Raw genomic sequence first — 20,962 nt, forward strand, 5'->3', positions numbered from 1 at the left:
GTGTATTATCAACCATGGATTTTGATTCAGTTTGAAGTTTTGTTTCGTTTTTCATGACGTGAAATCTCCTACCGCCCTACACTAATTTATTGAGGGGTAGGTGTCTCACTTACATTGACACAGAGGGGGGATTCGATCAGCCAAGTCTTCATAGAGCTTGTTCATAGCTCTATCCCATGGCGATTAATTGCTTGCTTTACCGATTCTGTCGTCGTCTCAATCTCCACGAAATCAACTCGGCGGTCTCTAAAAATTCCTTCAGCCAATTTCCATGCTTCCCAGTAGTCTTCCCCTGTTAACCCTTCCACCGCAAGGTCTATGTCTGAACTGCGAGTAAACCATGACACATGAGCGAGGGAACCGAACAGGACCACGCGTCGAACTCCAAATCGATCCTTGAGCAAACCAGATACTTCCTTGGCAAGCGACAAGAGTCGATCTCGTTCCTTCTTGGGTGGGGCATCCGGGACGTCCTTAAGAAAGTAAAAACTGGTTGTTCGGTCAACAGCCTGCGCATCAGGTTGGACAGCGGAATATTACCGGTTCTGAAAAGAAAATGAGCGTGATTGCAAAGAAAAGACCAGCCGTAACAGGCTGTCCCGGTTTCAGGAATCAGTCTTGCCAGACGTTCCAGCGAGTCCTCCCGGTCCCTTTTGGTTCTGAATATCTTCCGACGCTCGATTCCACGGATTATCACATGATGAAAAACCCCGCCTCTCCACGCCTCCCCTTACCCGATTCGCCTTGTGCCCATTTTATTCCAGTGAATTTTCTTCACTTGGCACGGCCAAGCCAATATCCAGGTTTACGTTTAGTGTGCGCAACCGCAACGATGCGGATGTGGTCCGGCTCAATGGAATAGATGATAGCAAATGGGAACTTCGGCAAAAGATACCGCCTGAAAGGAGCATGTAGTACACGGTAACGGAATGGAGTCTCCGTAATTTTCTGTATGGCAGACTCAACTGTAAGACGAAAACGACGCCCCAGTTTAGGTTGGCAATCCTCATAGTACTGAACGGAAGATAAAAATTCGGCACGGGCACCGGGATCAAAAATCACAGAAGTCATTTCAACATCTGATCAGCTTCTGCAAATACATCCTGTGCCGCAACGCCCTGACGCTTACCTTCCTTGTATTCCTGATATCGGCGCTCAGCCTCTGCTACCCATGCCACATCCACGTCAGTTAGCACATCTCCGTCAAGAGAACTCAGCAGGCGGTCGGCCAAAAACGCGCGCTCTTGTCGGGAGAGGCTGAGGGCCTCATGCTCTAATTTTTCTAATACGGCAGACATACAAAACCTCCAGGAGAAATTAGTTCGATAATAGAAGATAGCAGGATTTTTCTGGTTTTCCAATGATTGGTTCTTGCTGCGAACGGGCTGTTCACGGGCTGGCGGTTGGCAGCACCGCCTTGGTTAAAAGAAATGGCATTTGCGTTGCTCGGTTGGACAAAGCCGCTCGGCCCAGCCAGTCCGGTGAAGCAGCAAGGTTGGGGGACGGGGGAGGGGACGCTGGTTCTAAAACAACTTGGGCGAGGCCGGAGGGGACGTTGGTTCTAAAACAACTTGTTCTGTATAGTGTCCGCCCTCAGTATACCACCAGGCTGACCTTATTGTCCGCTGAGATTGAGACCCCATAAACGGGTTACTCCAGCACCTGTGTCAGAGAAACCGGGTAATCGAGCCGAGATCCTTACGTTTCTGGTTGAGGCACCAGTTACTTAACACACAAAAGTAGCAAGATAGCAAGAACTAAGAATACCAGGTTTATGGTGGTTTTTATACCAGGTCAAAACTAGTAGTTTGTCTGGAAACTCTTGTCTGGTGCGGGGTTCAGGGTGGTTACGTTACCTGGTGGTGATATGTATCGACCAAGGACAAAAAGTAAATACCTGCCGGAGGGATATTGTTAAGCCAGATCGAGAGCTAACATCGGTGCTCCGACTGGACGGATAGCAGGAGGCCTCCTGGGAGCAAGTGATTGCCGCTGGCAGACAGCTTGTGAGAAATGCGGGCTCGGCTCTTTCTGATTTTCTGACGAACCAGCAGTATCTGGCTCATCGCTGATATAGAGCAATTTCCCTTCGCCATCCTCACGCGGTCGCTGAAGCAGATAGGCCCCGGTACGCCCAAAATATTCCCGTTTCTTCACTTCCGGCAGCAAAGGACGGGGGAACACCAGAGCCCTGCCATTCTTGTTCATTGCTTGTCCTTAATCTGTTTGATGATTTGGTCGAAATCGCTCTCGAAAAGACGATCCTGCACAATGCGGTATTTCTCAAACTCACTTTCCGCGTGGGTCTGAGCAAGCTTGGCGGAAACCTTGCCACTATCCGTCAACAGGTCGCGTTCGGTGAACTCGATAAACTGATCCAATCGTATGGCCCAGTCCTCCATCGTCATGGGAATTTTTCTGAGTGCGCGTTCTTCCGCCAGATCGAGGTAGGCGTTGACGATACGGCCCAAAGATTCGAGTTCTTTCTTAGTGAGGTAGTTTTTGGCGATGGCAACATCCATTTTCAATATTTTCCCATCCGGCGCTTTTTCCCAGGTGCTTAGGCCCATGTGGTCTTTCGTGCTGTCAGCCCGTTGTACGATCAGTTCGGCAGCGGTATGGCCATGGATGGCAAAATGGAGTTTGTTTTGGACCTTTGCAAAGAATGATTTGGTGGTCGGGGCATCTTTGTTGTAGTCCACGCTGGTGGCGTAGATGTCGGTAATTTTCTGATAAAATTTTCGCTCGCTAAGGCGAATCTCCCGGATCTCTTCCAGCAAGCGCTCGAAATAATCCTCGCCAAGGAATGAGCCGTTTTCCATGCGTTTTTTGTCCAGGACATAGCCCTTGATGGCAAATTCCCGCAAAACCTGCGTAGCCCATTGGCGAAACTGGGTCGCCCGAACCGAATTGACCCGGTAGCCCACCGAGATGATGGCGTCCAGGTTGTAGAAATCGACATTCCGAGAAACTTCACGATTTCCTTCAAGTTGAACTATCCGGAATTTCCGGATAGTTGCCTCCGGAATCACTTCGCCCTGCTCAAAAATATTCTTGAGGTGTTCATTGATTGTGCGAACATCCACGTTGAACAAGGTTGCCATCAGCTTTTGAGATAGCCAGATTGTCTCATCCTCATACCGGGCTTCGATACTTTGTTCGCCAGACTGTCCGGTAAAAATCAAGAACTCTGCCGTGCTGTTGCGGATCTGCAGTTTTTTGTCTTTCATGTTTTATTCTCTTCCGGTGCGGGGTCAGGATATCGGGCGGTTTTTTCAGAAGCAAATAGACACCGGTGCGACTAAACTCTTCCCGCTTCTTTATTTTCGGCAGCAAAGGACGTGGAAATCAATCCATGTTACGTCTTATGTTTGGCCGGAGGGGGGAGGGACGTTGTCCCCTTGTCCTGCGGCTGGCCGTGGCTGATTGATTTTCATGTCTACACAAAGCCCCATATCCTTTCCGCCATATACAGCGGAATATTGACAACTTCATATCCCCCATCCAGGTGAATACGCTCATAGGGAGAAGGACTCACCACAATCCCTTTTTTCTGGTCATACATCCTGAGACAAGAAAGGATGCCTTGCAGGTGGGTCTTTTTAATCCGGGTTGCGGCCTTACATTCAATGGGCACCAGAACATCTCCATGCCGCAGAATATATCTATCCTGTGAAGGATACTCAGAAGAATATCTGTTTTCTGCTGAAACACGTCCTTTATTACTATAATATCGGTACGGCCCCTCCTCGCCGTCCGTGAAACAACTGTCCCAAACCGAAGAGGAATCCCGGCAGGAAGACGTCCGGTAATATTTTTCCTGAATAGTGGTCCTGCCCGTGGTGTTGGGCCGGGATCGGTTTAGAACGGCTGCATCACCCAGATCCCGCAGGGGCAGGTGTCGCGGCAGAAACCGCAGGCAATACACTTGTCACCGTCGGACACATATTCATACCCCTCGTCAGTGGGCACCTCGCGCCTGGAGATGGCATGGGTGGGGCAGACGGTTTCGCAGAGATGGCAGTCCCGGCAGTTGCCGCAGGAGAGACAGCGGTCCGCCTCGGCCTTCTGGCTGGTGCCGGCGGGCTCGGGGCAGTAATGCTGCAGGGTCAGGTTGTCGACATCGATCACCCGCTTGGCAAAGGGGTGCCATTCCTCGCCCTTGAGGGTGGCGGCAATGAATCCGGCCGCCTTTTTACCGCCGGCCAGGGCATTGGTGGCCAGGCCCGGCCGTTCCACGTCGCCGATGGCCAGGACCTGCGGGTCAGTGGTAACACCGGCCTCGTCGGCCTTGACCCAGCCGGCCCCGCCCACGTTGATCACCTCCACGCTGTCGGGCAGGAACTGCAGGGCCGGGATGTCGCCGATGGAGATGATCACCGTCTGGGCCGGAATCAGCTCGCCGTCCGAAGTGACCAGCCCCTGGTCGGTAACCTCCTTGGTCATGACCGGCCAGCGGAAGGTCGCGCCCAGGGCCTCGGCCGCTGCCTTTTCCTTGCCAAAGGCCAGCGGCTTCTGGATATCCACCAGGGTGACCTGCTCGGCCCCCAGTTCGTAAGCGTCGCAGGCCACATCGCAGCCCACGTTGCCGGCGCCGATGATCACCACCTGCTTGCCCACCTTGATCGGTTTATCGGTCTTGGCCGCTTTCAGGAAATCCAGGGCCGGGATCACCTTCTCGTGACCTGGAAAGGGGATCTTGCGCGGTTCGTGGGTGCCCACCGCGACGATGACATAGTCGTAGTTCTTTTTGAGTTCAGCGAATTTTTTCTTGGTCATGGTGACCCCGAAGTTGACCGTGATGTTGGGCATGGCCATGAACCGGTCGATCTCGGCGTCCCAGGTGGCCTTGGGCAGCCGGTCCCAGGGGATGACCTGGGCGAGCTTGCCGCCCAGCTTGTCGTCTTTTTCAAAGATATGGGCCTCTATCCCTGCCTGGGCAAGGTGCCAGGCCGCGTTCATCCCGGCCGGTCCGCCGCCGACAATGGCCACCTTTTTGCCGATGCTCGGTCTGGCCTCGGGCGCCGGGGCGTCCTTGATCGCCCGGCCGAGCATGGCCACGTCGATGCTCTGGTCCACCATCTGGCGGGAGCAGCCCTGCATACAGAGGTGGGGGCAGATCGCCCCGCAGACCGAGCCGGGCAGCGGGGTGTGCTTGAGCACCAGTTGGTAGGCCTCCTCTGTCTTGCCTTCCCGGATCAGCCGGAGCCGGTCGATGGTCGGGATATGGATCGGGCAGTAGAAGGTGCAGGGCGCGGCCGCCAGGTGGTTGGCCCAGAAGGGCTGCCGCCGCCGCAGGTCACCGGTCTCGATCAAACCGATCGGGCTGCGGTCCAGGCCCGGGGCCAGGTCGCGCAGGGGGTCGCCGCCGAACGCCTTGTCCCAGATCTTGGCCCGGAACTGGTCCATGGGCATGGGACCGGAAAAGATCAGGGCCCGTTCCTGGGGGGTGATGGCCTTGAGAATTTTCCATTCCTTGCGCACGGTCAGTTTTTTCAGCAGTTCCTTGCGGCCGATGGCCTCGAGATAGCCGGGCATCCGGTCGACCAGCCATTGCCACTGCTCGTCGTCCGGTTCGATTTTCTTGACATTGGTGGTGGAGTAGCTGTTGTCGGTATTGCCGCGAAAGTAGATTATGCCGCCGACCATGCCGACGCAGGGCCGATAGCCGAGCACGTTGTCCGGGGTCTTGGGGTCGATGCCGCAGACCACGCCGAGCCCGCCGCAGTTGAACTCGGCAAAGGTGTCGCCCACCGAACCCAGCACCCAGAGTTCGGGCCGGGCATATTCCGGGTTCCACTTGGTCATGGTCAGGCCGCGGGCGCCGATGGAGCCCCTGATCATCACCTTGCCGTCGGCCATGGCGTTGCAGACGCCGTTGGTGGCATCGCCCAGTACGGTAATCCGGGCGCCGATATTGAGGTAGCCCACGTCGTCCGAGGCCGGCCCCTCGCAGATGATGGTGGTGCCGGGCTGGCCCATGCAGCCCAGCCTCTGGCCGGCCGGGCCCTTTATCCGAAGGTTATAAGGACCGCCCTCGGGCATCAACCGGCCGCCGACATTGTGCTGGCCGCAGGTCTCCAGAATGAGATTGCCCGAGGCCCGGGCCGCGCCCTGCACCTCTTCCTCAAACTCCTTGGAACTCAGACGGCGACCGTTTTTGTCAAGCCCCTTTACCGTTATTGCTTTCGGAGCCCTGGTCTTTTTTTTGGCTGTTTTTCTGCTCGCACTCACTGATATACACCTTGGGAAAAGTCTGTGGGGTCTGGGTTAACAGACATATCTGATCTTCAGCCGTTCGGCCGCGTCGGCATCGTCGATGCCGATGGCGTCGGACATGCCGATGGGCAGGCTCTGGGACCGGCCCAGAGGCGCCATGATCTTTTTCATTTCGGTCCTGATCGCCATGAAGGTGTCAGCCACCCGCTGGGCCACCTGGTCCGGGTCCAGGCGGCGGTAGAGTTTCGGGTTCTGGCTGGTGATCCCCTTGGGGCAGATCCCGACATTGCACACGTTGCAGCGATTGCGCTCGCTGCCCAGACAGCCGGCAGCCGATTGCATGATATACTTGCCGATATGCACCCCCGAGGCGCCCAGCATGATCAGGCCGAGGCCGTTCTGGGTGACGTTGCCGTTCTTGCCCACCCCGCCGGCGGCAAAGAGCGGGATCTCGTTCTGCTTGCCCTGGGCCACCAGGTCGAGATAGCACTCCCGCAGGTTGGAGGCGATGGGATGGCCGGTGGCGTCCATGCTGACATTGTAGGCCGCGCCGGTGCCGCCGTCCACCCCGTCGATCAGCAGGGCCGCGGCATAGGGGTTGCGGACCAGGTTGTTCAACACCGACTTGGCCGAGGTCGAGGCGGAGATCTTGGGATAGACCGGCACCTTGAAGTTCCAGGCCATGGACATGGTCTGGATCATCTTCATCACTGATTCCTCGATGGAGTAGAGGGTCTGGTGCACCGGCGGCGAGGGCAGGTCCACCCCTTCGGGCACCCCGCGCAGCCGGGCGATCAGCTTGCTCACCTTGAACCACATCAACAGGCCGCCGTCGCCGGGCTTGGCGCCCTGGCCGTACTTGATCTCAATGGCGGCCGGATCGCACTGCATCTCCGGGATGGCCCGGATGATCTCGTCCCAGCCGAAATAGCCCGAGGCGATCTGCAGGATGATGTACTTGAGAAAGGGGCTCTTCAGCACCCAGGGCGGGCAGCCGCCCTCGCCGGTGGCCATCACCACCGGGATCTTTAAAACTTCGTTGCAGTATGCCACGCCCTGCAAGAGGCCCAGCCACATATTGGGGGACAGGGCGCCAAAGGACATCGAACCGATCACAAAGGGAAAGATCTCCCGCACCGGCGGAATCCATTCCCCGGTCGCCTGCCTCCTGATATATTCCTCCGGCGGCAGCACCCGGCCCAGCAGGGTGTTCAACGAGAATTCATGGCGGCCGGCGTCCAGGGCCGGATCGGTGAGCATTGAGATCCGGTTGAACATCAGCCGGTCAAGGAGCGACTCCCGGACATTGCGGCGGCCGCCCCGTTTCCAGGCCTCGCCCTTTTCGTTGTGCAGCAGCCGCACCCGCGGGTCATTGGCATTGGGGGCCGGGGCGATGGCCTCGTTGGGACAGACCGAGGCGCACATGCCGCAGCCGATGCAGCGATTGGCCGGCCCGGTCCGCTGCCGGATGCCGGTGAAGACCCGGTACTCGCTGCCCCGTTTTTTCTTGAGAATATCGAGCTTGGGCAGCCGTTGCCTTCTGTAGGTCAGATAGATGGCGCTCTTGGGACAGACGGACGTGCATTTGCCGCACAGGGTGCATCTGTCCTCGCGGTGGTTGATGATCCACTGCAGGTCTATATGGGTCAGGCTGCCTGGTGTAGAGGCAATGGACTGAATTGAGACCATATCGTAAGCTCCTTTCGGTCTGGAGGTATAATGACTGAATGTTCACGCATGGGTTGAAAATCAAGGGACCGGTCCCGGTCCGGGATCATGGCGTCGATCCCGCACATCTCCGAGGCCATGGCCCATTCGCCCGGTTTGCCGCCGACCATGCCGGGCCGCAGTTTCTTATGGTCCTGGACCATCAGGCAGGTCTCGTCCGGCAGGGTGCCGATCACGCAGTTGGGGCCGTCGATGATCAGCCGCCGGCAGACATCGCGCAGCCCGCGCAGGAACTCGCCCTGGGGATGGCGGACCAGTTCCTCGGTCTTCAGCGGGGTGATGATATGCTTGTAGGCCTCAAGGGGCAGATTGAGCTGCTTCAAGGTGTAGTGGAGGATATGGGTAAACACCTCGGAGTCGCTCTGATAGCCGATATAGCCGGGAAAGTGGCGGCCGGTCAACCAGTCCTTGATCGGGATGAAGGCGGTGTTCTCACCATTGGTCATGGTGGCTATCCCCTGGATGAAGAAGGGGTGGCAGGCGTAGAGATTGATCCCCCAGTTGGTGTTCTGCCTTCCCTGGGCCATGACCACCCGGGCGGTGAGCCGATCATCGTTCAGCCCCAGGGCCTCGCCCACCCCCAGGGGCCAGCCCACCTCCTTGATCATGGCCACGTCGGGCCAGAAGGAGAAGACGGTCAGATCGCCGCCGTTGCTTTCCCCGTCGTGGCGCAGGGCCAGCCGGCCGTGCATCAGTTCAGCTTCGGTCTGTTCTTGTCCCAGGTCTTTCCAGGACGCGGGAACCTTGTAGACCCGGAGAAAGTACTTGTGGCGGTCCCGGGCCTCGATCCGGCTGAAATCAACGTTGAATTCGTGGTCATACTTCAGTTGGAACCCCTTGTCGCGCATAAAGGCGTCCACCCGGTGCAGGGCCGCCTCGGTATGGGCGATTCCGGAAAGGATCGGATCCTGGGATTTGTAGGTGAAGTCGGAAAATTTCAGCCCCCGCAGCAACAGACCGAGCCCGCTGCCGTCATATCCCTCCTGCATCGCCTCCATGGCGGTGAGCACGGAATAGGGCGAAAAAGGTTTGCTGGCGGTTTTCAGGGCTAATCGGCACATGATTTTCTCCCCACTTGTTTCTTCAAGGTGTAGATTGTTCGTAACGTACAGGAGTACGCCTGGTTCGCGGGTAATTTTATTAGGCTAAACAAACGGAACAGAGCGAGGCCAGAAACTTTATTATAGATGGAGAAATTAATCAAGCGGGAAACCGCTGGAATTGGAACAAGGGAGATTGTTCGAAGCCGGGAAAAAACAGTGGAAGAGGCCCTGGGCCGCCCGGCTGGTCCTTTTTGGCGGCGTGCGGCGGAAAACCATGCGGATTTGCCCTGGCCGGTATATTTTTCTTGACAGGGACGGAGGTTAATGAGAGATCAGTCATGACTCGGATGCGATGAGGTTGACGACACCGGGACACGGGAGGAGGCAAATGGCAAAGGACGAATGGACCACCGGCAAACTGTTGGGAACTTCCAGCGCCTATTGGCGTTCGTGTACAATACATGCCGGGGTCGAACTGGGCGTTTTTACCATGCTTGGTACCGAAGAGATGAACGCGGACCAGGTGTGCCGGCAACTGGGAGTCGACCGGCGCGGGGTGACCGTGCTGTTGAATGCGCTTGTCGCCCTGGGGCTGCTGGACAAGGAGGGGGATCTTTTCCGCAACACCGGGTTCAGCCGGACCCGGCTGGATCGCTCCTCCGACCGTTATGTCGGTCACATCATTCTCCACCACCATCATCTGGTTGACGGCTGGGCCCAGCTCGACCAGGCCGTGAAAAAGGGGCGGCCGGTGGAGAAACGGTCCTACGGCGAGGAACGGGAACGGCAGAGTTTTCTCCTCGGCATGTTCAACCTGGCCATGGAGATGGCCCCGGAAGTGGCCCGCCGGGTCGACCTTGCCGGCCGCAGGCATCTCCTTGATCTGGGCGGCGGACCGGGGACCTATGCCATTCATTTCTGCCGGGCCAACCCGGATCTTTGCGCCACCATCTTTGACCGGACCACAACCGAGCCCTTTGCCCGCCGGACCGTGGCCCGGTTCGGGCTCTCCGACCGGATCGATTTCGTGGGCGGTGATTTTAATATCGATCCGATTCCCGGTTGCTACGATGTGGCCTGGCTCTCCCACATCCTGCACTCCAACGGCCCGGAGGCCTGTGAGCGGCTGTTGCGGAAGACCGTGGCCGCCATGGAACCCGGCGGGCTGGTGCTGGTGCATGATTTCTTCCTTGACGACACCATGGCCGCGCCGTTGTTCCCGGCCCTGTTTTCCCTGAACATGCTCATCAACAACCCCTCGGGCCGGTCCTATGGCGAGGGTGAGGTGCGGGCGATGCTGGCCCGGGCCGGGGTGGGCCAGGTCGAGCGGTTGCCCTTCCGCGGGGGCAATGATTCCGGAATCCTCAGCGGCACGGTGGCGTAACCGTGCCGACCAAGGTTTTTTCATTGTGAAACAGTCCCCTGTCAGTCCAGAGGCCCGGGCATCGGTCCGGGCGGGCTTCCGCCAGTTGCGCCCCTTTTTTTATACCTACCGGCGCCGGCTGATCCTGGGCTTTGTCGCCCTGCTGGCAGTGGATTTTCTCCAGCTCTCCATCCCCCGGGTGATCAAGCGGGCAGTGGACGGCCTCCAGGCCGGGACCGCCACTCAAAGCGGGCTCCTGCAATACGGCCTGGTGATTGTCCTGCTTGCCCTGGGGATCGCTTTATTCCGGTTCGGCTGGCGTTACTGTCTGCTCGGTTTTTCCCGGCTGGTGGAACGGGATATCCGCGAGCGGTTCTTTGCCCATCTGCTGACCCTGGATCGCGGTTTTTTCCAGCGCAGGAGCACCGGCGAGATCATGGCCCTGTCATCCAACGATCTGGCCGCGGTCCAGCTCGCCTGCGGCATGGGGCTGGTGGCCTTTGTCGATGCGGTGGTGATGAGTGTCGCCGCCCTGGGCTTCATGCTCTATATCCAGCCGCTGCTCACCCTGGCCGCGGTGGCGCCGATGCCGGTGCTGGCCCTGCTTACCCGGCTGCTCTCGGCCCGGCTCCATCACCGGTTCCAGAAGGTGCAGGAGCAGTTCTCGCATATCACCGAATTCGTCCGTACCACCCTTGCCTCAATACGGCTGCTCAAGGCCTATACCCAGGAACGGTTGCAGACCGCCCGGTTCGACCGGCTGGGGCGGACCTATATCCGGGACAATCTGCGGCTGGCCATGGTCCAGGGCACCCTGTTCCCGGTGGCCGGGCTGGTCGGAAATCTCTCGCTCCTGCTGATCCTCTATTTCGGCGGCCGGTTCACCATCCAGGAACGGATCACGGCCGGTGACTTCGTGGCCTTCATGACCTATCTGGCCATGCTCACCTGGCCGATGATGGCATTGGGCTGGGTGGCCAACCTGTTCCAGCGCGGCGTCACCTCGTTGGCCCGGATCCGGGAACTGCTCGATGAGCGGCCGGCACTTGTTGACTCCGGCCGGGTCCGGACCGGAATCAAACGGCTCAAGGGCCGGGTAACCGTATCTGACCTGCACTTTACCTATGCGGGCCGGACCGCGCCGGCCCTGGCCGGGGTCTCCCTTGACCTCACCCCTGGTATCTGGGGCCTGGTGGGCCGCACCGGTTGCGGCAAGACCACCCTCTGTCAACTCCTGGCCCGGGTCTATGCCCTGCCCAGGGGCGTACTGTTCTACGACGGAATCGATGTCAACGATCTGTCCCTGGCCGCGGTCCGTTCCAGCATCGCCTATGTGCCCCAGAACATGGTCCTGTTCTCCGACACCGTGGCCGCCAATATCGCCATGGGCTGTGCCGAGGCCGGCCGGGAGGAGATCGAGGATGCGGCCCGGGCCGCGGTGATCCACGATGAGATCATGGCCATGGAAAAGGGCTATGCGACCAGGATCGGTGAGCGGGGAGTCAAGCTCTCCGGCGGTCAGCGTCAGCGGATCGCCCTGGCCCGGGCCCTGCTCCTGGACCGGCCGCTGTTTATTCTGGACGACGGCCTGTCGGCCGTGGATATGGAGACCGAGCAGACCATTATCCGCTCCATCGGCGCCTATCTCAAGGGCCGCACCTGCCTGATCGTCTCGCACCGGGTCGCGCCCCTGATCGACGCCGACACCATCCTGGTCATGGAGCAGGGGCGGATCGTGGCCCAGGGCGCCCATGGGCGGTTGCTTGTTGAAAGCCCCTATTATGCCGCCATCTTCCATCATCAACAGGCCGGAACAACCGGGGAGGGGTGATGCACCACGATTTCGGCTATTCCGAGGATGACAGGCTTGTCCCGTTGAGCGATCTCGGGCTCTGGCAAAGGATCGCCGGGTATGTCCGGCCCTTCTGGCCGGGGGTGGCCGCGGCAGTGGTCCTTTCCCTGCTGATCACCGGTTCCGGCCTGGCCCTGCCCTACCTGGTCGGGGTCGGTATCGACCGCTATATCGTCAACCGGGATCTGGCCCTTGAGGCGCGTTTCGCAGGGCTTGCCCGGGTGGCGCTGCCCTTTCTCGGCCTGGTCATCCTCAACTTTGTCGCCAACTTTCTCCAGGTGACCCTGCTGGAGTGGACCGGCCAGAACATCATGCACCGGCTGCGCCAGGACCTGTTCAGCCACCTGCTCACCCTTGATCTGCCCTTTTTCCAGAACAACCCGGTGGGCCGGCTGGTGACCCGGCTGACCAACGATATCCAGAACATGCACGAGATGTTCACCTCGGTGATCGTCACCCTGTTCAATGACCTGAGCCGGCTGGTCGCCATCCTGGGGGTGCTGTTCTGGATGAACTGGCGGCTGGCCCTGCTCATCTGTCTGCTGCTGCCGGTCATCTTCGGCAATATTTTCTGGTTCAGCCGTCTGGCCCGCAAGGCGTTCCGGGCGATCCGCACCAGCCTGGCCCGGCTCAACTCCTATCTCCAGGAGAGCGTCAGCGGTCTTGCGATCATCCAGCTTTTCCTGCGGGAGCGGGATGCCGGGGCCCGTTTCCGCGAGCTGAACCGGGAATATTACCGTCACTCCCTGCACCAGATCACCATCTTCGGGATATTCATGCCCCTGATCGAGATGCTGTCCACCGTGGCCATCGGCATGGTGATCTGGTACGGCGGCAACGAGATCATCCGGGGCCGGATGAGCCTTGGGGTACTGGTGGCCTTCCTCTTTTACATGCGTCTCTTTTTTCAACCCCTGCGGGAACTCTCGCAGAAATATTCCATTGTCCAGTCGGCCATGGCCTCGGCGGAGCGGATCTTTCAACTGCAGGATACCGAGCCCGGCCTGGCAATACCGGCCGCGCCCCTGCGGCCGGAACAGGTCCAGGGGGCAGTGGAGTTCGACCGGGTATGTTTCGGCTATGATCCCGGGCGGCCGGTGCTTGATGATTTTTCCCTGCTGGTCCGGCCCGGCGAGACCCTGGCGGTGATCGGGGCCACCGGTGCGGGAAAGAGTACCCTGATCAACCTGCTCGAACGGTTCTACGACCCGGACCAGGGCGAGATCCGGCTTGACGGTATCGACCTGCGCCGGCTTGATCCGCTCTGGCTCCGGGAGCGGATCGGCCTGGTGATGCAGGATGTCTTTTTAATCCCGGATACGGTTAAGGAGAATATCCTGCTGGGCCGGGAGATCGGGCCGGAATCATTGAACCGGGTGGTGGAGCAGGCCCGGTTGACCGGGGTGGTTGCCCAACTGCCCCAGGGGCTTGCCACCCGGATCGGCGAGGGCGGGCTTGAACTCTCGGCCGGCCAGCGGCAGTTGCTGGCCCTGGCCCGGGTCCTGGCCCGGGACCCGCGGATCCTGGTGCTGGACGAGGCCACCTCCAACGTGGATACCGAGACCGAGATCCTGGTCGAGCGGGCCCTGGAACAGGCCATGGCCGGCCGGACCTGCATCATCATCGCCCACCGGCTGTCCACGGTGCGGCGGGCCGACCGGATTCTGGTCATGGACCAGGGACGGATCGTTGAGCAGGGCAGCCACCAGCAGCTGATGGCGGCCCATGGGCTCTATCGCCGCTTGCAGGATCTGCGGAACAACAATCACTTTAAAAAAATCGTTCAAACCGTTTGAGTGCTTGAACGTTTGAACGGTTACCGCGGCAGGGGCAGGGGCAGGATGAAGAATGATCTGAAAAAACTGTTCGGCGGCATGGCCCGGGTCACCGAAGGCGCGCTGCCTGCCAAGCCGGTCAAAAAAAAGAAGAAAAAAATTGCGTCTCCGTCAAAGCCGAAACCTCGGGTCGAGCCGAAGGCAACCGATCAGGCTGAAGAGGATTTCGCCTCCCTGTTTGCCGTGCCGGACGAGAAGCCGGTGCATTTCATCGAGGCGGTGGAGGATACTCTGAAGGAGGAAGAGTTTTCCGAACTCGCCCGGGAGAAACAGGAGCGGGATACGCAACCCGGGGTGTCGTTGGAACACTACCCGCCGCCCCAGGAGAATCTTGATCTCCACGGCTTTACCGGCGACCAGGCGGAGATGCGTGTCGAGTCCTTTATCATCGCTGCCCGGCGCCGTTGCCTCCGCACCCTGCGGATCATCACCGGCAAGGGGCGCCATTCCCCGGGCCGGACCGCGGTGCTGCCCGGTATTGTGGCCGCCAAGGTGCGGGAGCTGAAGGAGCGCGGCCTGGTTGCAGGGATGCGCCCTGAAAAGAAGGGCGGCGCGTTATTGGTCTATCTTACCGACTAACCAGCATGGCTGGACCAAACTCTTAGGCCGCAGCCACAACGAACAATGAAAATATCCACGGACACCGGTCTTTGTCCGATACGACTTTCATATAAAGGAAATATTTTTACATTACAGGGATAAACACGGATGCACATGGATGGTTTTTTAAATATAATCTTTCCCTGACCCCTGACCCCTGACCCCTGACCCCTGACCCCTGAACCGTGAAACAGATAATCGAAACCGAACGGATTCCGATCAAGCTCTGGCTGCCCGAGATGGAGGCCGGGGCTCTGGCCCAGGCGCGCAACCTGGCCAACCTGCCCTTCGGCTTCCACCATATCGCCATCATGGCCGATGCCCACCTGGGCTACGGCATGCCCATCGGCGGGGTGATGGCTACCCAGGAGGTGGTGATCCCCAATGCAGTGGGCGTGGATATCGGCTGCGGGATGTGCGCGGTACGGACCTCGCTCACCGGGATCGACCGGGAGACCCTGCTTCGGATCATGGCCGGAATCCGGGCCCGGATTCCGCTGGGATTCGCCCATCATAAGAAGAAACAGAACGAGCGCTGGATGCCGGACTACCCGGGCGAGCCCATGCCTGTTGTCGAGGCGGAGTATGCAAGCGCCTTGAAACAGGTGGGCACCCTGGGCGGGGGCAACCACTTCATCGAGGTCCAGCAGGGCAGCGACGGCCATGTCTGGCTGATGATCCATTCCGGCAGCCGTAATATCGGCTTTAAGGTGGCCCGCCACTACAACCGGCTGGCCGGGGAGCTGAACAGGAAGTGGAAGAGCCCGGTGCCGCCCGACTGGCAGTTGGCTTACCTGCCCCTGGACTCCAGGCAGGGGCAGGTCTACCTGCAGGAGATGCGATATTGCGTTGACTTCGCCCTGGCCAACCGGCTGTTGATGATGGAGCGATTCCAGGAGGCGGTGATGTATGCGGTGGGCAAGGCGGTGGCATTCGGCGAGGTGATCAATATCGCCCACAACTATGCGGCAATAGAGAAACATTTCGGGGTGGAGGTGGTGGTGCATCGCAAGGGCGCCACCCAGGCCCGGGCCGGCCAGACCGGGATCGTGCCCGGCTCCCAGGGCACCACCAGCTATATTGTCCGGGGCAGGGGCAATCCCGAGAGCTTTGAGTCATGCTCCCACGGCGCCGGCCGCAAGATGGGCCGCAAACAGGCCCAGCGCGAACTGAACCTGGAAAAAGAGAAGAGCAGGCTGGACAAAATGGGGGTGATCCACGCCCTGCGCGGCAAAAGGGACCTGGACGAGGCCGCCGGGGCCTATAAGGATATCGCCGAGGTGATGGCCAACCAGGCCGACCTGGTGACCGTGGAGATCAAACTCAAGCCCCTGGCGGTGGTCAAGGGGTAGTTTCAGCGTACCTCGCAGCCGAGGCAGGCCTCGCCGTTACCGGTCCATATTATTGGCGTGTCGCTTGATTCGGTAACCCATCCCGGGAGAGAGAAGTCAATCCCCGGGGGCTCGGGGAGGAGTACCGGCGCGGTGGTGTTGTCCCGGACATAGGTATATTGGCCCGGGCCGACGGTCAGGGTCCCGGCCGGGTTGGCGACCACGATGGCGTCCTGTAGGGCGTGGAGATAGACGCCGTCCGGCAGCGGCCCGCAATTGCCGTTGCAGATCCTGACCTCGTAAATGGTACCGCGGATGCCGATGGTGGCGGCCACGGTCTTCATCCGGTAGCTGTCAGGGTTGCCCCGTTTGCCGATCTGGCCGGTGATGGCCCGCAAGCCGCCCTTTACCAGGTTGAAGACGGCCTTGTCAGCCCCGGGCCGCTCCTGGTCAAAGATCATGGCCTCGACCGTGAACCTGGTGTTGGGCCGCAGAATGACCTCGCTGTTGTCGATGAATTTGATCCGGGCATAGGTCCGTTTTTCCGTTACCAGGATATCGCCGACCTCCACGTCGGAGTTCAGCTCCAGGGTCTTTACGATCCCGTTCGCTTTCTGGCCAAAGAGCAGTCCGCTCAGGTTGGCCACCCTGCCCGCCACCTCTGCGGCAAAGGCGGTGGAGTTCACAATCGATCCTGCCAGCAGCAGGACGAGCAGGGTGATTATGGTAACGGCGAGTCGGTTTTTTATCACCATCATGGAACCCTCCTAGTACAGGGTTTATATGAAAGTCGTTCCGGACAAAGCCCGGTGTCCGGAGATATTTTCATTGCTGGTTGTGGCTGCGGCCCAAAAATCATGGTCCAGCCATGCTGGTTTATATGAAAGTCGTGCCGGACAAAGCCCGGTGTCCGGGGAGATTTTCATTGCTGGTTGTGGCTGCGGCCATAAAGTTTGGTCCAGCCATGCTGGTTAGTAAAAATACCGCAGACTGAAGTGTCCCCGGCCGTCATGAACATCGGACCGGCCGCCGCCGTCCACCACATAGCCGTAGTAAACCTCAGCGGTCAGTTTTTTGTTGATACCGTAACGCAGGCCGGCCCCGATGCTGCCGATGGTGGCCCTGTCTGTTTCTCCGGGCAGGGGATCCACCCGGTCCAGGAGACCGGAGTCGTAGAAGACCAGACCCCGCAGCTGTCCTCTGGAGATACCGAGCCGTGGGCCCATGTCCGGGGTCTGCATCTCGACCGAAGCGAAATATCCCCGGTCATCGGCCAGTTCCCGTTCATCAAAGCCGCGCACCGAGCCGCGCCCCCCCAGTCCGAACAACTCTCCGGGCACCAGCGGATCATTGGTGAACTGGCCGTTCAGCCGGAGGTTCACCTGCCAGTCGGCTGAAAAGGACCTGGTCATGTGTCCGCCGAAGCGGACCAGGGTGTATCCGGCCGGGGCGTTCCGGCGTATGTTATTGAAATCCACGCTGCCGCCCCTGGACCAGCCGGGCAGGTTGCGGACCAGTTCCAGGTAAAAACCGGCCCCGGTGGCCTGGTCGTCCCAGGAACCCGAGTAGGTGAGGCTGAGCGGGTGAATGGTGATATCGTTGCCCAGCGGTGTGCCGGCGAAACTGATGTCGTTTTCATAGGCCCGGTGTTCGAGCCCGTAGCTGAGATGGTGCCGGTAGTTCCCCCGGCGGGCCAGGTTCTGGTTGTAGCGGGCGCCGAGCACCGTGCCCTTGCCGGCCATGTCCAGGTTGACCGTGCCGGCGGTGACCGTGCCGGAATCGATGTCCGCATAGGCGCCGTACAGGTCAAGGGCGGCCCCGGCCCGGTAGAGCGGTACCCGGTAGCCGACGGCGTAGATGCCGACCTTTGCCGGTGCGGTCGGCGATGTTTTGTACTGCAGGGTCAGCAGGTGGTCGCGGTTGAACAGGTTGGCATGGCTGAAGAGAACCCCGGCCCGCAGCTCGCCGGTGTCGGATGTCCCGGTGTCGTCGAGGCTGAAGCTGACCTGCCTGGGCTTGTCGTCGATCACCTTCAGGGTGGCGTCAAGTTCGTCCGCTGCGGAGCCGCCGCGCAGGGTCAGGGAAACTTTCTTGGCCGGATTGGTGTTGGCCACCTGCAGGCTGGCCGAGATCGCATCCAGGTTGGGTGGCTCGTCTTTGCGCAGTGCCGGCAGGCTGCGGCGGATGTTGTCCGAGTCAAAGAAAAGGTTGCCGACAACGGTTATGGTCCTGATGGCCGGTTCGATCACCGTGATCCGGACCGTGCCGCCGGATAGTTCCTGCTCGGGCAGGATCACCGCCACGGTCTTGAAACCGCGTTTATGGTAGGCCTGCCGCAGGCGGTCTACCGCCTGTTGCACGGTGTCGAAATCCCTTTTCTCGCCGGTGAACGGTGCCAGCAACTCATCGACCCGGCCGGCCGGCAGCAGGGTGTTTCCCTCCACCCGGAAGTTGGTCACGGTAAAAAGCGGTGAAGAGGTCAAGGGCGCCTGAGCGGCAAGAACGCCGGTGGCGACAAGCAGAGGTATCGCGCTGCATAGCAGTATGCGCTGGAAACGTAAAAATAACATGAGTCTCCCCCTTATCATGCGGTAAAGGCCAGAACAGCATGGTTAATCCTTACCAGATAATACGATCCAAATCCAGATATCATGCCGGACGGTTTACAAAAACATCCTGGCTTATGTCCTATAACTGATCACAGGACATGCGCCAAGCATAAAACCAGCAATCCCTTATTACTCACTTACTTGGTGTGAAACCGGAATACTCCGTCCCAGCCCTCGTCTGGCGGGTTGGCGCGGACGTAATTGATCCGTTCCCGGTACAGTTGGTACAGCATGGAGTCCGGTGCCCCGGCCTGGAGTCGGTCCAGCAGTTTTTCCGCTTCGTTCCAGGCCATGGCCCGGTAGTGGGTCAGCAGCTCGGCAAAGACAGCCACCTCCTCCAGGATCGGCGGATCAAGCGCATCTGCCGGCCCGAGCGGCTCGTAGATCGAAACCGGCCGCTCCTTGCCCTTGACCCGCACCCGGTCGAGTTCGCGGAAGACAATATCCGGCACCGCGGCCCGGGTTGTTTCACTGACAATAATCCCTACCCCGTATTGCTTGGTGATACCCTCCAGCCGTGACCCCAGGTTGACCGCGTCGCCGAGTACCGTGTAGGCCATGCGGAATTCCGAGCCCATGTTGCCGACGTTCATCACCCCGGTGTTGAGACCGATGCCGATCCGGATTGCCGGCCAGCCCCGCTCGATGAACCGTGGTTGCAGCCGGCCCAGGGTGTTCTGCATCTCCAGGGCGGTCAGTACGCCGTTGCGGGCATGGTCGGCATCCTGCATCGGCGCGCCCCAGAAGGCCATGATCGCGTCGCCGATGTACTTGTCAATGGTGCCGCGGTGTTTGTGGATGACCCGGGTCATCGGGGTCATGTATTCGTTCATCATCCGGGACAGTTCCCTGGGGGCCAGCCCCTCGGAGATGGAAGTGAAACCGCGGATATCCGAGAAGAGTACGGTCATCTCCCGGCTTTCTCCCTCAGTGGTAAAGGCCTTGGGGTTTCTGCTCATTTCCTCTGCCAGGGCCGGCGGCACATACTGACCGAACAGGCCGGTGATGCGGCGTTTGGCCCGGGTTTCAACTAGAAAACCGTAGGAGGCGTTCCAGATGTAGAGGGTGACGATCAGCAGCAGACTTGATGCCAGCGGCAGGACCAGATGGTGGTTCCAGGCGACCATGACCCCGCCGGTCACCCCGGCCAGGACCGTCAGACAGAGCATGATCGAACTCCAGGGACCGAGCAGGGGGAGCGCCAGGGTCAGGAGCAGGCCGCAGAGTATCAGGGTAACCAGTTCAGCGCCCCGCACCCAGGCCGGCCGGTGGAGAATGGTCTGGTCGAGGATGCCGGCGATCATGTTGGCGTGGATTTCCACCCCGGGATAAACAGCTGCCACCGGCGTGGCCCGCTGGTCCATCAGGCCCGGGGCCGTGGTTCCCACCAGGACGATGGCTCCTTCCAGTTGATCGGCATCAACCCGGTCGTGCATGACATCGGTGGCGGAAAGGTAGATAAAACTCCCAGGCGGCCCGCGGTACGGGACCAGGGAGCAGACCCGCTCGTCCACCGGGAGCCTGAGGTCGGCGATCCCGAGCCATTCCAGGCGGCGATAGTTGCCGCCGGCCTGGTCGGGAAAGCCTGGTTGCAGCGGGGTGTTCCACAGCAGGGTGCGGACCATGGCCAGTGACAGGGATTCATAGTACTGCCCCTGGTATTCGATCAGGGCCGGGATGCGGCGGCAGATTCCGTCCGGATCTATCTGGGGGGTGAAATGTCCGGCTCCGGCGGCGGCGGCCTGCAGTTGCGGCAGGTTGGCCCCGTAGCTGGATTTGCGGATAAAGGGGATGTCGCGGCCGGCGAAGCTGCCCCTGGGAAAGACCGGATCGGGAAGGGCTCCGGATGCGTGGGGACCGCGGCCTTCCTGGTTGTCGGTGAAGTAATAGCCCAGAACCACCGGCCGGTTGCGAATTGCCCGGGCCAGCATGCCGTCGAAATCCAGCTTCGGCCGCAGCCCGGCCAATGCCTCCTGAAAGGCGGAGTCTTGCCGCAGCGGTCCGGCGGCGAGATGCTCCAGGTGTCGCAGTCCTGAACGGGCGTCCTCTTCGGCAAAAACCACGTCGAAACCGACCACCGCGGCCTGGTACCGATCAAAGAGCCGGGAGACCAGGAGAGCCATCCGATCCCGGCCCCAGGGCCATTGTCCCTCTTCGGCCAGACTTTTTTCATCAATGTCAACGATGACGATGCGGTTGTCAATGGTGCCGGGAATGGTCAGGTTGAGCCGCAGGTCATAGGTCCAGTTTTCAAGCCGGTCGAGCAGGGGCAGGTCGATATGGCCGGTCACGTTCAACAGCAGCAGCAGCAGAAAAATGAGCCCCGGTCCGAACCGGAGGTAATGTCTTAGCCAATAGGATTTGAGCACGGGGTCCTTGTAG

Annotated in this window: 16 protein-coding genes; 5 read left to right on the top strand and 11 right to left on the bottom strand. The window is 59.9% G+C overall.

The features are described 5' to 3' along the window. Nucleotides 1-161 precede the first annotated feature (161 nt). From L3J03_05945 to L3J03_05980, 8 genes are all read right to left on the bottom strand, one after another. Nucleotides 162-431, bottom strand: a complete 270-nt coding sequence (locus L3J03_05945) for a nucleotidyltransferase domain-containing protein (GenBank protein ID MCF6290517.1) — start codon at nucleotides 429-431, stop codon at nucleotides 162-164. Nucleotides 432-1,067: 636 nt separating this feature from the next. Next, nucleotides 1,068-1,361, bottom strand: a complete 294-nt coding sequence (locus tag L3J03_05950; protein MCF6290518.1) for an addiction module protein — start codon at nucleotides 1,359-1,361, stop codon at nucleotides 1,068-1,070. 553 nt (nucleotides 1,362-1,914) lie between these two features. Then, nucleotides 1,915-2,208, bottom strand: a complete 294-nt coding sequence (locus L3J03_05955; protein MCF6290519.1) for a hypothetical protein — start codon at nucleotides 2,206-2,208, stop codon at nucleotides 1,915-1,917. Next, entirely contained in the window at nucleotides 2,205-3,230 is a 1,026-nt protein-coding gene (locus L3J03_05960) for a virulence RhuM family protein (GenBank protein MCF6290520.1), read from the bottom strand. The genes L3J03_05955 and L3J03_05960 overlap by 4 nt, the downstream gene beginning before the upstream one ends. 209 nt (nucleotides 3,231-3,439) lie before the next feature. Then, entirely contained in the window at nucleotides 3,440-3,637 is a 198-nt protein-coding gene (locus L3J03_05965) for a hypothetical protein (GenBank protein ID MCF6290521.1), read from the bottom strand. A 224-nt stretch (nucleotides 3,638-3,861) separates the two neighbouring features. After that, nucleotides 3,862-6,234 (bottom strand): FAD-dependent oxidoreductase, encoded by a 2,373-nt coding sequence (locus L3J03_05970; protein MCF6290522.1) that lies wholly within the window; start codon nucleotides 6,232-6,234, stop codon nucleotides 3,862-3,864. Between the two features lie 36 nt (nucleotides 6,235-6,270). Then, nucleotides 6,271-7,908 (bottom strand): glutamate synthase-related protein, encoded by a 1,638-nt coding sequence (locus tag L3J03_05975; GenBank protein MCF6290523.1) that lies wholly within the window; start codon nucleotides 7,906-7,908, stop codon nucleotides 6,271-6,273. Next, nucleotides 7,866-9,008, bottom strand: coding sequence for a glutamate synthase (locus L3J03_05980; GenBank protein MCF6290524.1), 1,143 nt, complete (start codon nucleotides 9,006-9,008; stop codon nucleotides 7,866-7,868). The genes L3J03_05975 and L3J03_05980 overlap by 43 nt, the downstream gene beginning before the upstream one ends. 370 nt (nucleotides 9,009-9,378) lie before the next feature. Here L3J03_05980 and L3J03_05985 point away from each other — a divergent pair, with 370 nt between their 5' ends. From L3J03_05985 to L3J03_06005, 5 genes are all read left to right on the top strand, one after another. Continuing rightward, nucleotides 9,379-10,374, top strand: a complete 996-nt coding sequence (locus L3J03_05985) for an acetylserotonin O-methyltransferase (GenBank protein MCF6290525.1) — start codon at nucleotides 9,379-9,381, stop codon at nucleotides 10,372-10,374. A 25-nt stretch (nucleotides 10,375-10,399) separates the two neighbouring features. Then, nucleotides 10,400-12,184 (top strand): ABC transporter ATP-binding protein/permease, encoded by a 1,785-nt coding sequence (locus L3J03_05990; GenBank protein ID MCF6290526.1) that lies wholly within the window; start codon nucleotides 10,400-10,402, stop codon nucleotides 12,182-12,184. Continuing rightward, nucleotides 12,184-14,001 (top strand): ABC transporter ATP-binding protein/permease, encoded by a 1,818-nt coding sequence (locus tag L3J03_05995; GenBank protein MCF6290527.1) that lies wholly within the window; start codon nucleotides 12,184-12,186, stop codon nucleotides 13,999-14,001. The genes L3J03_05990 and L3J03_05995 overlap by 1 nt, the downstream gene beginning before the upstream one ends. A gap of 45 nt (nucleotides 14,002-14,046) precedes the next feature. Then, the gene (locus L3J03_06000; GenBank protein MCF6290528.1) at nucleotides 14,047-14,619 is read left to right on the top strand and encodes a Smr/MutS family protein; all 573 of its coding nucleotides are present in this window, start codon (nucleotides 14,047-14,049) and stop codon (nucleotides 14,617-14,619) included. 332 nt (nucleotides 14,620-14,951) lie between these two features. Continuing rightward, complete coding sequence (locus L3J03_06005; GenBank protein ID MCF6290529.1) at nucleotides 14,952-15,992, top strand: RtcB family protein; 1,041 nt, start codon at nucleotides 14,952-14,954, stop codon at nucleotides 15,990-15,992. Between the two features lie 2 nt (nucleotides 15,993-15,994). Here the strand turns inward: L3J03_06005 and L3J03_06010 are convergent, their stop codons facing one another. From L3J03_06010 to L3J03_06020, 3 genes are all read right to left on the bottom strand, one after another. After that, nucleotides 15,995-16,729 (bottom strand): FecR family protein, encoded by a 735-nt coding sequence (locus L3J03_06010; GenBank protein ID MCF6290530.1) that lies wholly within the window; start codon nucleotides 16,727-16,729, stop codon nucleotides 15,995-15,997. Nucleotides 16,730-16,942: 213 nt separating this feature from the next. Then, entirely contained in the window at nucleotides 16,943-18,541 is a 1,599-nt protein-coding gene (locus L3J03_06015; protein MCF6290531.1) for a BamA/TamA family outer membrane protein, read from the bottom strand. Nucleotides 18,542-18,717: 176 nt separating this feature from the next. Further along, nucleotides 18,718-20,949 (bottom strand): adenylate/guanylate cyclase domain-containing protein, encoded by a 2,232-nt coding sequence (locus L3J03_06020; GenBank protein MCF6290532.1) that lies wholly within the window; start codon nucleotides 20,947-20,949, stop codon nucleotides 18,718-18,720. Nucleotides 20,950-20,962 lie beyond the last annotated feature (13 nt).

The organism is Desulfobacterales bacterium (assembly GCA_021647905.1).
Taxonomy (GTDB): domain Bacteria; phylum Desulfobacterota; class Desulfobulbia; order Desulfobulbales; family BM004; genus JAKITW01.